The 12,357-nt window shown below is 61.7% G+C and carries 12 protein-coding genes; all 12 read left to right on the forward strand.

Going from position 1 to position 12,357, the window contains the following annotated elements:
• The first annotated feature begins 498 nt into the window (after window positions 1–498).
• Entirely contained in the window at window positions 499–984 is a 486-nt protein-coding gene (locus CH275_RS09365) for a hypothetical protein (RefSeq protein WP_143546722.1), read from the forward strand.
• Between the two features lie 3 nt (window positions 985–987).
• Window positions 988–1,701, forward strand: a complete 714-nt coding sequence (locus CH275_RS09370; protein ID WP_094677440.1) for an SAF domain-containing protein — start codon at window positions 988–990, stop codon at window positions 1,699–1,701.
• A gap of 3 nt (window positions 1,702–1,704) precedes the next feature.
• The gene (locus tag CH275_RS29435) at window positions 1,705–2,529 is read left to right on the forward strand and encodes a hypothetical protein (protein ID WP_179276066.1); all 825 of its coding nucleotides are present in this window, start codon (window positions 1,705–1,707) and stop codon (window positions 2,527–2,529) included.
• A gap of 32 nt (window positions 2,530–2,561) precedes the next feature.
• A complete protein-coding gene (locus tag CH275_RS09375; protein ID WP_179276067.1) occupies window positions 2,562–4,190 on the forward strand; it encodes a CpaF family protein in 1,629 nt (542 codons plus the stop codon).
• Window positions 4,190–5,068, forward strand: a complete 879-nt coding sequence (locus tag CH275_RS09380) for a type II secretion system F family protein (protein WP_094677444.1) — start codon at window positions 4,190–4,192, stop codon at window positions 5,066–5,068. Before CH275_RS09375 ends, CH275_RS09380 begins: the two co-directional genes overlap by 1 nt.
• Window positions 5,065–5,988 carry a type II secretion system F family protein gene (locus CH275_RS09385; RefSeq protein ID WP_094677446.1) on the forward strand — a complete coding sequence of 308 codons (924 nt, stop codon included), beginning with the start codon at window positions 5,065–5,067 and terminating at the stop codon, window positions 5,986–5,988. Before CH275_RS09380 ends, CH275_RS09385 begins: the two co-directional genes overlap by 4 nt.
• A gap of 169 nt (window positions 5,989–6,157) precedes the next feature.
• Window positions 6,158–6,388: a hypothetical protein gene (locus CH275_RS09390; RefSeq protein WP_015586077.1), complete on the forward strand. Its 231-nt coding sequence runs from the start codon at window positions 6,158–6,160 to the stop codon at window positions 6,386–6,388.
• A 38-nt stretch (window positions 6,389–6,426) separates the two neighbouring features.
• Window positions 6,427–6,852: a type II secretion system protein gene (locus CH275_RS09395; protein WP_015586078.1), complete on the forward strand. Its 426-nt coding sequence runs from the start codon at window positions 6,427–6,429 to the stop codon at window positions 6,850–6,852.
• Window positions 6,849–7,310 carry a TadE family protein gene (locus CH275_RS09400; RefSeq protein WP_094677448.1) on the forward strand — a complete coding sequence of 154 codons (462 nt, stop codon included), beginning with the start codon at window positions 6,849–6,851 and terminating at the stop codon, window positions 7,308–7,310. Before CH275_RS09395 ends, CH275_RS09400 begins: the two co-directional genes overlap by 4 nt.
• Window positions 7,307–7,774: a pilus assembly protein TadG-related protein gene (locus tag CH275_RS09405; RefSeq protein ID WP_094677450.1), complete on the forward strand. Its 468-nt coding sequence runs from the start codon at window positions 7,307–7,309 to the stop codon at window positions 7,772–7,774. Before CH275_RS09400 ends, CH275_RS09405 begins: the two co-directional genes overlap by 4 nt.
• Window positions 7,775–7,898: 124 nt before the next feature.
• Window positions 7,899–11,504, forward strand: coding sequence for a LysM peptidoglycan-binding domain-containing protein (locus CH275_RS30255; protein WP_094677452.1), 3,606 nt, complete (start codon window positions 7,899–7,901; stop codon window positions 11,502–11,504).
• Between the two features lie 160 nt (window positions 11,505–11,664).
• Window positions 11,665–12,243: a hypothetical protein gene (locus CH275_RS09415; protein ID WP_094677454.1), complete on the forward strand. Its 579-nt coding sequence runs from the start codon at window positions 11,665–11,667 to the stop codon at window positions 12,241–12,243.
• Window positions 12,244–12,357: the final 114 nt, after the last annotated feature.

Raw genomic sequence — 12,357 nt, forward strand, 5'->3', positions numbered from 1 at the left:
ATTTGCATAATGTCCAGCCTGGCTTCAATGCAATGTGTGTGGGAGGAAAGAGACAGCGTCGAGTGCAGTTGGGTTGAGGGTCAAACGACTACCAACAGAAGTTGCGGAGACCATCGCGTGCAGCACGGTCCAGGAGGGATCGGTGCTACATCGAGAACGCATCGGAACTGGACGAGTGCGAGATCGACGGCCTTGTTACCGAACTGTTATGTACCGGGTGTTGATCACCACTGTTGTTGAGGTGGAGATAGTCTTTGTCCTGGTGGGGAGGGGATGGGGTCCTCTTGCGGACGAGCACGGGGTTCGTTTTGCAAGGTTCGGATTGGATCGACGCTGTTCGCGGTGTCCGTGAGACCCGGTATATCTCGTACGTCGCACTCAAGACTGCGACCCAGGTATACGGGGATATCGGAAGGATCGTGAGTGAGGACCGACAGCGCTGAGGGTGCGAACGTGCCGACATCTCCGCCTGCGCGACAGTCGCTCGGGGCGGCCTTCATGCCACTGCCGCCGGCCGGATCGATGAGTGCTATGTCAGCGGAGGTGGTGCAGTTGAGTTCCAACGGGGAGGAGAAATCCTCTGGTGCAGCTGAATTGGGGCACGACGACACGATTGTGCCGTCGACAGTTCATCTTGCTGTCGGGGTTGCACACGGTCTGGCGCAGGAGAGCAAACGGACAGGGAGAACCCACGGCGAGGTGGTCATCACTGCTATCGAGGATGTCCACAGCGATCTCGAAAGCCTTCTGTTTCCGGGAGGCAAGATCGGCGGAAGTCTGTTCCGCGCCAGGGGAGTGGGTGGGAAGCCGTCTGAGGGTAAGGCGGAGAAGAAGGGGGTCACGGTCGGGTTGTACGCCGATGACTGGGTCATCATCGATCAACTGAAAGACCAGTTCAAGGCCCGGTCCCGCAGTCACCTCATCGGAACTGCCCTCAAAGCACATCTCGGCCTCGACGCCACGACACAAACGGAAAGTGACTGAGCTATGCCCATGTTCGGCAATCTCAAAGACAAGACATCGACCGCCCCAGTGGGGGAGCCGCGCAGCGCAAAAGAGGCATCTCCTAAGCCGGGCCATGACTTCACCGAAGTCGTATCCACCACCAAAGTGCGCCGTCGACGGTCGTACTGGATCGCGGGACTCGCATTGATGGCCGTCGCAATCGTGGGAGCGGTTTTCCTGGTAAACGCCATGCGCGCCACTACGACAATTCTGGTGCTCGCTCGCGACGTGCCACAGGGGGAGACGATCACCACCGACGACCTCAAAACCGCAGAGGTCAACAGCGATGTGACAATCGCGACCGTTCCTGCCACAGACAAAGCATCGGTCGTGGGACAGAGCGCAGCAATTCCGCTCCTGAGCGGATCGGCACTGAACCCATCGTCGGTCACCAACGCCGTAATCCCCAGCGGGGACAACACTTTGGTCGGCATCACCGTCGCAATCGGCAAACTTCCCGCAGAGCCACTGTTCGCAGGCGACAACGTCCGGATCGTCGACACTCCCCGAGATCAAGACGATTCCCCGGTGCAGGGTCCGGTCACCGCGAACGCACAGGTCGTTGCCGTGAAGGACATCCCCGAGACCGGACAGACGACAGTGGACGTTCTGGTCAAGAAGGACGAGGCCAGCTGGATCGCTGCCCGAGCCGCCACCAACCGCGTCGCCATCGTCCTCGACTCCCGGGAGCGCTGAGCCATGCTCGTCACCCTGACCTCGATCTCCGGCTCGCCAGGCGTCTCGACGACCGGCCTGGGCATCGCTCTCACCGCAGACTCCCGCAAGCTGCTGTACATCGAGGTCGATCCGATCGGATCGTCCCCGACGCTGGCCGGGTACTTTCACGCGCGCCGCCGGCACGACCGATCGATCATCCAACTGGTCGAGCCGAACAGGCACGGCCGAATCGGCCCAGCCTTCCAGCACCAAATAGTTAGAATCGGGCCGTTCGATCCAGAGGAGCCGACCAAGGCGCAAGGATGGTTCGTCCCTGGCCTGGTCAATGCAGCTCAAACGGAATCGATGAAGTCGACGTGGGGCCCGTTGGGGGCACATCTGGCGTTGTTGTCGAAACAGGGCGGCGGTGACCTGCTCGTCGACGCCGGTCGCCTCAATCTACGGTCCGGACATCAAGACCTGATCCGTCACAGTGACGTTATCGCCATAATGCTCAGACCGACCAGGACCGCAGTGGCAGCGGTTCGTGCTGGCTTGGGCCCACTACAGCAGCATCTGGAGAATACGAAGTCACCGGCCAGCATCGGCCTCATTGTCAGGGGTACCGAGCCCTACAGCGCAGCCGAAACCGCCGCGGCGACCGGTCTCGACGTCATCGCAGTCCTTCCCGAATCACCGGTACACGCGCAAGTTTTTTCCGAAGGTGCCTCGCTCAGTAAATGGCGGCGACGTCGATCAAGCTATCTACGCGCAATCGACGGAACCTGGCAAAAGATCGAGCGCTTCCACGAAACGCACCAGCCCGTATGGATCGCCAACTCGCCATACAGCTCACAGCCCGCGTAACGAGCCGACAAGGCCAAAGGGAGAACACCCGCATGACCAACAACGCCCCCGACTTCGACTACGACGAGCGACCAGCCCTACCCGACCTACCGATGTTTGCCGCCGATCCGATCATCCTCGACGATGGCGACAACGAGATAACTCGTTACAGGAGCGGGCAATACGGCTCCTCATCTGCAGGTCTGCTCGCCGCGGCCGGCAAGGACGGTCGCCACTCCCACCCGGAACCCGAGCGACTCGAGACGGTCCCGTTCACATCGCCATCACCATTTCCAGCTGAGCGGTCGGACGTCGCGAGGACCAACCACCAATTGGTCAAGCAGCTGACCAAAGAAGCATCCGAAATCCTCTCTCTCCGTAAGACCCAACGAGCAGATCAGGCCCTCAACCCTGAGCTGGGCGTCACTGCCATGACCCCGGACGAGGAGCGTGAGTCGGGCAGGCAGATCGTCATAGATCTCGTCAGCAAAGAAGTGCAGTCCGCGATCGACACCGGTCACGAACAGCTGAGCGTCCAAGAGGAACAGACGCTGGTCAAAGCGGTCTTCGACACGCTGTTCGGACTCGGCCCACTTCAGCCGCTCGTCGACGACCCGAACGTCGAGAATATCCTCATCAACGGCGACAGCGTCATTGTGATGTACCCCGACGGGAGTCTGCAGACACGACCGCCGATCGCGGACAGCGACGAAGAGCTCTACGACTGGCTCACCAACCTCGCGCAGCGCGCACCCGGTGGTGGACGACCGTTCTCGCAGGTCAACCCCAACCTCCGCCTCAATCTGCCCGGCGACATCCGCTTGTCCGCGATGGGCTACTCGGTCCGCCATCCCAGTATCGCCATCCGCATGCACCGCCACAAGGATGTGACCATCGACAAGATGGTCGAAATGGGTGTTATGCCCCAACTGTTGTCCGAGATCCTCAGCGCCGCAGTCATCGGTGGTGCCTCCATCGTGATCTCCGGGCCCATGGGATCAGGCAAAACAACCAACCTTCGTGCGCTCGCCAACTGCCTTCCCCTGCAAACACGGATCGGCACAGCAGAGACAGAGTACGAACTGTTCCTCGACAAACTCGACGGTCGCAGACCGTATGTCGTTGCAGCCGAGGCAATCACCGGCGGCGGCGAACGAAACGAGCTGACCGGAGCGCTACGCGGCGCGACGACGCTGTCCGACATCCTTTACCAGTTCGTGCGAATGCAGCTCGACCGTGTCATCGTCGGAGAGGTCGCCGGCGGCGAGATCATCGACATGTTCAAAGCAATGCAGATGGCCAAAGGCTCCCTGAGTACCACGCACGCCGAACATGCCGCCGGCGCGATCGACCGACTCGTCACCTGCGCCCTCGAAGCAGGAGTGCCGGTCGAGTACGCCTACCGCCAAGTGGCACACCACATCAATCTGATCATTCAGCTGCAGACGGACTACGAATTCACCGACACCGGCGAGAGGCGTCAGGTCCGATTCGTCAGCGAGGTCATCCATATCGAGGCCGGCGAAAACGCCATGCCCGCAGTAACCAAAATTTACGAAGGAAAGCCGGGCGGCACTGGCGAATACGGAACTCTGCCCCCAGCTTTGCTCCGCAAGCTCTACGCAGGCGGTTTCAGCCCGAACCAAATCCCCATCAACACGATCACAGGTGGTGGGCTCTGATGTACACGTTCACGGCCGTCGGTATCGTCCTTGTCTTTGCCGCCGGGATATGGTTCTTTGCCAACGGAATTCGCGATCGCCGCGACCCGACTGCGCCGACACGCCACCGCACCTCACGTGCGCGAATTCCCCGGCGGACAAAATTACTCCTCGCCATCGGAACTGCCGCCGGCCTTGCTGCATGGCTCCTCAGCGGATGGTTCGTACTCTTCCCCATCATTCCGATCGCAGCAGTAGGCGTCCCCTACCTACTCGGGTCATCCGCCGCCGCCGACGACATCGAACGCCTCAATGCCCTCGAAGAATGGGTGCGCAACCTGACCGGAGTGCTCGCAGCAGGATCCGGCCTCGAACAGGCCATCATCGCAACGCACAGGGGAATGCCTCAAGCATTGCGTCCGGAAATCACCAGCCTCATCACGCGCCTGCGTGGCAATGTGTCGATCGACGAAGCGTTGCTTCGGTTCGCAGACGATCTCGACGATTCCACCGGCGACTACGTGGTCGGTGCACTGCGGCAGGCAGCTCGCCTGCGCGGCTCCGGGCTCACCGCAGCCTTGAAGCGACTTTCGGAATCGGTGGCAGAGAACGTGCGCAACCGCAGAACGGCCGAAGCGGAACGGCAAGGGCCCCGCACGACCGCTCGCGGGGTCACCGTCATCACCGTCGTTGTCATCGTTGGGTTGTTCCTGTTCACCAACTACATGGACCCGTACAAACAGCCCCTCCTCCAGCCCGTTCTGTTCCTCGAATTCATCGGTTTCGGCCTGGTGCTCGGGTGGATGAAGCGATACACCTTGCCAGTGAAATACCCCAGGTTCATCGGCACCAAGGACCGCGACGCAGCAAACACCGCACGTGAGAGGAGCGCAGTATGAACAACTTCGAGCTCTGGGCAATCGCCCTTGCCGCTCTCGCCGCTCTCGGCCTGATCCTCCTCGTTCTCCGCATACTGCCGGCCGACCCAGCACTCGGCGATGCTATGGAACGACTGTCCGGTGCAGCCCCGGACCCGTACACCGTCGACACCCGCGGCGGTGACGACCTCACCGGTTCGGATGCCCTGTCCTACAAAGTCGGTGCCCGCTTCTACCCGCGGCTGCGATCGCAGGCATGGTTCAGGATCCCGACCGCGGACCTGGCGATCCTCCGAGAAACTCCACAAAAGTTCATCGGAGACAAAATCCTCACCGCTGCAATAGGTCTGATCATCGCGCCGATCTCGCTCGCACTCCTGGCGCTGTTCGGCATTGCAGTGCCCCTGACTTTTCCCGTAGCCGGTTCCCTCGTCCTGGCGCTGGTGGGCTTTTTCGCGCCCGACGCCGACGTCAAGACTCGCGCCGCGAGTGCCCGACTCGAATTCACCCGAGCATTGGCGGCGTTCATCGACTTCGTCTCGTTGAACCGCAGCGGCGGCGTCGCTGCATTCCAAAGTCTCGAACGCGCTGCCGCAGTGGGCGATAGCTGGGTGTTCCTACGCCTGGATGCCGAGCTTCAGAAGGCGTCCCTCGCCGGACAGGCACCATGGGCTGCTCTGTCCAATCTTGCAGCCGAACTGGCGCTGCCGGAGCTGGGAGATCTCGCGGACATCATGACCTATACCGGCGACCAGGGAGCGAGCGTGGCCGACACTCTTGCCGCCCGGGCCGGAGCGCTCCGCAGCGCCCTGCTCTCGAAAGAACAAGGCGAAGCAGGAGCCAAAACGAAGAAAATGGACGCACCTCTCGGCACCTTGGCCGTGCTGTTCATGATCATGCTGATCGTGCCGGCCGGAGTGAACATCATGGGCGGCGTCTAGACCGAACAACCCGAATGCGTTGTCATTCAACGATCAACTACCAAGTTTGAGCTGTGCAAACACCGATCCGTGCACTTCACCTGCTCGAAGTGTCCGGTCTTGGCGATAGTCTGACCGGCATCCAGAACCGTCATAACCAGGGCTTTTACATATCGAAGGGAAACGTCACATGGCAGCATCGCGCACCATCGCAAACCGGATCGCAGCGACCACCGCAACACTGTTCGCACTGGCACTGTTCTCCTACACCCGGATGACCGAGCGCGCCGGCGGACGCAAAAGCGACAAGGGCTACAGCATGGAGACCGTCGTCATCACCGCCGGCCTTGTCATCCTCGCCATCGCTATCGTCGCCGGAATCACCGTGGTTGCACAGCGCTACCTCAACCGAATCCAGTAACCCCACCACTCGCCCAACGAGACAGGGGAGGACCAGCGTTGCTCACCGACACACATGTACCACTACGCGAATGGCTCACCCGCATACGTCGAGACGACCGCGGCGCAGCCCTCGAAACAGTCGTGGTCTTCGGCGTCGTCCTACTGCTCTTCCTCATCGCAATCCAGGCAGCTCTCTACGCTCACGCACGGACCGTAGCGATTTCGACCGGTGAAGAAGCCCTACGACAAGCGCGATCGCAATTCGGCAGCGCTGCGGCCGGAACAGCGGCGGGCTACGCCTTCGCATCCACCGCCGGCCCGACAACCCTTCGAGCACCCGTGATCGTCGTCAACCGAGGCTTGCGAGAAGCAACTGTCCAGATCACCGGGCAACCCATCCGCCTCATCCCCTTCTTCTCCCTCGACATCAATGTCAGCGAGACGCTTCCCGTTGAACGAGTCACTGCCCCAGGAACCAGATGAACACCGCGAACCAACTGCGCCAGCTGGCAGCCGCAGCCAGAGCCGACGACCGAGGATCGGCCCTGCAGACTGTCATCGTCGCCCCCGCCACACTGTTCCTGATCGCACTGATCGTCACCTTCGGCGTTCTCGCGCAAGCGCACCAGAAAGTAGTCCACGCCGCGAACGAGGCCGCGCGTACCGCCTCGATCGCGCGAACGGCGTTCTCCGCAGCCCCGGATGCGCAAGCAGCCGCCCGAAACGACCTGGCAGCACGAGGGCTCACCTGTTCCGCTCTCAACGTCAACACCGACCTCGGCGGATTCAGAACTCGCCCTGGCGTTACGGCTTCCGTCTCGGCCACCGTCACGTGCGTCATCTCCCTCGACGCACTCGGATTCCCGCAAGTCATGGGCTCACGGACCATCACAGCAACCGCGACTTCACCCGTCGACACCTACCGGGAGCGCACCCGATGACCGAAGCACTACGCCGGGCCGTGGCCGTCTGCACACGCCGAGACGCGCACAACGACGCTGGAACCATCGCCATGTGGAGCGTCATCACAGCTATGGCGTTGCTGATCATGATGGGTCTCGTCGTCGACGGCGGCGGCAAAGTTTACGCCAAGCAGCGCGCCGAGCAAGTCGCTGAAGAAGCAGCCCGCGGGGCAGGACAAGCCATCATCGAACCACTCGCAGTCCGCGGTACCAACGTCGTCGTCAATCCACTGACAGCCCAAGCCAAAGCCACTAAATACCTTGCCGCAGCTGAAATCCCCGGCGTCGTCGTGCAGACCGGACCGACAACACTGCTGATCACCACCACAACGACCTATCAACCCCGTGTCCTCGGTTTGATCGGCGTCGGGCCACAGCAGATCATCGGAACAGCCACCGTCAACCTGAACCGCACCAACCTCGGAATCCCCGGCACACCATGACCAATCCACCGCAGAGCAGACGAGCCGCAGAACTCCACGAGAAGACGAAGGACGTGATTCGACAGCTCGCGGCGCAACGCTGCGCGACCCCGGCCACCCTGCAGCCATCGGAAAGGACACCCGCATGACCACCATCCGACGGCGCTTGACTGGTTTGCTCTACCTAATCGTCCTACTCGTCCTCGTCGTCGGACTTCCGTTCGCACTGTGGACATTCCGCGGCAACCCCATACCGACGACGCTGCCCGATCTCAACCAGATCAAAACAGCTCTGACCACCCAAGACGACGGATCACTCTTCCTCGGATTCGTGACCTGGATCGGCTGGCTCGCCTGGGCCACCTTCACCTTCAGCACCGTCATCGAACTCGTCGCAGCACTACGGGGCATCAAAGCACCTCAACTCCGAGGCCTCGGCTTCCAGCAGCGAAGCGCCTCCGTTCTCATAGGCGGAGCGCTCATGCTGGTAACAGCGGGCACCGCTACAGCCCAACCCCTCACCGCCACAGCACTACCGCTCTTCGACGCCCCCGCCCACTCGGCACCGATCCAAGTAACGCAACAAAGCCAACCGCACCCAGCAGAAGCCCCCGCCCGCCCCATCAACGGGGAAACCATCACGGTGCAGCAGGGCGACAGCCTATGGAAACTCGCAGAACGCCACCTTGGCGATGGCTTTCGATACACCGAGATCAAGCAACTCAATGCCGACGTCCTGACCGACGACGGATGGTTGCAACCAGGATGGAAACTTCAGCTCCCCGCCGCCGCACCCACAACCGTCGACGGGGCCTACACAGTTCGAGAAGGCGACAGTCTCTGGAGCATCGCCGAGCAACATCTGGGTGACGGACACCGCTACAAAGAAATCATCAACGCCGACGGAACTGGACCATCGACGATCATCCACGTCGGCCAGCAGCTCACCGTCAACGATCAAACCGCCGAGACCGGCACGCCCGAACCGGCTCCGGTCGCTGCCGCTCCTGTACCTGCTGCTGTGCCCGACCCGACCGTCGCTCCTGAACCGGCTCCGGCTGCCGCTCCTAAACCGGCCCCCGCAGCAGCGCCTGAACCGTCCTCAGCTGCACCTCTCCTGGGTGGCACCGACGTTCCGGAACAAGCGGAGATGGTTCCGGGCGGTGATGAACAGGCCCAGGCAGAAGCGCAGGCCGCTGCCGCCGTCGCTGCGAAGATTTTCGGCATCGAACTCAACAGCGCTTCGTCACAGCTACCTGCTCCGACAGCGGCGGCTCCTGAGCCAACGCCTGCTCCGGTGGCGGCTCCTGAGCCAGCAGAGGCCCCCGCCCCGGCGGCGGTCCCTGAGCCAGCGCCTGCTCCGGTGGCGGCTCCTGAGCCAGCAGAGGCCCCCGCCCCGGTGGCAGCCTCCGATCCTGCTGCTGAGTCCGCAGGCGCAGATGTTGTGGCACCCGGGCCGGCACCCGCTCAAATGCCTGCCCCAGCGCAAGCGTCGTCACCCAGTCCTGCTGCAGCTCCCGCCCCGACTCAGCCAGCCACCCAGATCCCACTGAATACACCCACGCCAGACCCGGTACATATCGCCGCCACTGCGCAGCCAAGTGATGTCTCCGAGAATCAGAACAGCACATTGTGGCTCGGTATCTCAGTCCTAGCGGCCATCGGACTGGCTGGGGCCTTCGGGCTGCGCCGGCACCGTCAACAGCACGATCGCCGCAGAGGCGAGACCCTCCCCGAAACCTGGGGCGCTGCAGCAGTTGTGGAAGAACAGATTCATTCTGCAGCGGACAACAACGTCCTCACGCGGCTCGACGAAGCACTGAGGACTATCGCCGAACACGCTCGGACACAGGGCAACGCACTGCCGGCATTACTCGGCGCATTCATCGGTCCCGATGCGGTGGAGCTGGTAATCCTTGATGACTCCGTACTGCCGGACCCGTGGCTCAGATCAGAGACCGGCGCCTGGACCCTCCCCGCCGACGTCCGGATCGCCCCAGCACCCACCACAATCAGCCCGTACCCCACGCTCGTGACACTCGGTTCCACAGACGACCGAACCCAAGTTCTTCTCAACCTGGAAGAACTCGGCTACCTCGGCGTCTCAGCTTCACTAGAGCACGCCCGCGGCACTCTCCAGGCCTTGGCCCTCGAACTCGTCGAATCCCCGCTCGCCGACAATCTGCACCTGACGCTGATCGGTTTCGGACAGGAGCTCCCCGAACTGTTCGGCAACGGTCGAATCGAGCACACCGACCAACCAGACGAAGTGCTGGCCAGACTCGCCCGACAAGCCGAACGTGACCAAGACACCCTCGTCGAACAACACATCGACAGCATTGCAGCGGCCCGCTCGATCTACGACACAAGCGAAATGACCGCTCCCGAAGTAGTTCTCATCGCGAGTCAGTTGACGGCCGACCAACAGCAATCACTCGACCAGATCCTGGCAGCCACACCACGCGTAGCGTTCGCTGCCGCCAGCACCGCCAGCGAGAACACCCAGGCCGCGTGGACACTCGACATCGTCGACCGCAACACCGCAAGCCTTGTCAAACGAGACACCGACGGCGGCTTCGCATTCCAGCCAGCATTTCTTGAGCCGGACCAATATGAAGGCATTACCGCCTACCTCGCGACCGCCACACAGCCAGCGATCCCCACAGAGTCGTCCATTCACGACCCCTGGGCTGCAGCCGAAATCGACGCACACCTCACCGACGCCGAAAGCGCTGAGACCTTCCTCGACTCCGTCACCGCGGTCGACCCCACCGACCATCTGCTGCTGAACGGAACTACCGCATCGGAGACCGCCGCCGACGTCACAGACGTTCCGACCTACAGCCCGGACGCCGCGCAGTGGACATCCCCAGAAGCGATCAGGTTCGACGACCAGGCCCCAGCCATCGCTTCTGTCGCTGGTGACGTACCTGCCTCGGGACATCTCTGGCTCCATCTTCTCGGGAAACCAGCAGTCACAACCCTAACCGGGGAGCCGCCCAAGGACGGCCGTGAAGTACTCCTGACCGAGATCGCCGCTCTTCTCTCCATCCACCCGGGAATCAAACACGACTCCATCGACAAAAAGATCTGGCCTGCAGACAATTTCGACAAACTCCCTCTCGAGCATCAGCCGAAGAAGAAGGCGACACGACGCCAGAACTACCTTTCGAGACTGCGAAATTGGTTGGGAGAGACAGAGAACGGCGAGCAGGCGTTTCCGAAGCACGGCGACCGCACCGGCCGCACCGGCTACCGGCTACACCCCGATGTCCGATCGGACTGGGACTACTGGCAACAACTGATCGATACCACTCCGGCCGCCGCCACCGATGCGGAATTGTGGACGGCTGCAGAACTGGTAAACGATCAACCGTTCGCCGGGACGCGGGCAGACCGTTACGGGTGGGCACGAAACCTGCAGCAGCACATGATCTCGACCCTCGCGGATGCCCTCGAAGAGCTCGCCACCCGACAAATCAAGACCGGAGATCTCTCCGCCGCGCTCACCACCGCAAACCGCGGTGTCACCGTCGAACCGTTCCGAGAAGGTCTCTGGCGACTGGCGATCATCGCTACCCACGGGAGCGACGAGATCAGCAAGACCCAGGAGCTGATCGACCAACTGCTCGCGAACCTCGCCGACATCGATGTCGACCCAGAACCCGAAACCGACGAACTCTTGCGCGCCCTCGCGCAATTTCACAATGGCGGCAACGCCCTCTACCGGATCGGAGCAATAGCCAGTTGATAGCAAGCGCGTCAATCGAGGTGTCTGAAGTGTCCGGTAAGCACGTTACGGTCGGCACAGCCGCACCACTACCGTTACCGCAGTACAACGCACAGAACAACGTAGGGGGTCCACGATGATCAGCACACGACGTCGCACAGGCGCGGCAATCCTCGCAGTAGTGGCCGCTGCCAGCATTAGCGTCGCATGCGGGAGCGGAGACACTGGAGCGACTCCCGTAACGACCACCACGCAGCCGGTCCTCACGGGCCCAGAGGGCGTCGAAAAGTCACCCGAACAACAGGCGACCGAGCAGGCGACAGCTAAGAATGCAGAGTTTTTCGCGGTCCTGGCGAAAGTCGAAGGTGATCCGCTCGTTGATGTCAATACGCTCGACACGGTTGCCAGCGGAACGGTTCTTGACCAGTTGAAGGCAAACATTAACTTTCGCCGGTCGCAGGGCATTGTCGCGAAGGGTGCGTTGCAGGTTGTGAATGCGGAGGTTACTCAGCTTCAGGCCCCCAAGGACGAGGACGGGAATCCCATACCCGGCAAAGCGTCAGCAAGCATGAGAGTTTGCGTTGACAATTCCAACTACGACACTGTTCGTCCAGATGGGACCAGCACCTTGGATCCTGCGAGAATTCAGCAAGAGCTCGGTAAGCCGACTTTGGAGAACCCGTTGTGGCCGGACTCGTCCGGTTGGCGAGTCGTCTCTGACTCCGTGACTGCGGGTGGAACGCCATGCGATGCAACATGATTAGCGAACATTCGCGCAGCAAGAGCGCAATACGAAGTAGAGGAGTGCCGCGGGGGCTGGCAGTCTTCGTAATTACTTCGGTCTGCTCGATTCTGCCAGCTGTCAGCGGAATTG

It is taken from the genome of Rhodococcus sp. 06-235-1A, from assembly GCF_002258785.1.
Taxonomy (GTDB): Bacteria; Actinomycetota; Actinomycetes; order Mycobacteriales; family Mycobacteriaceae; genus Rhodococcoides.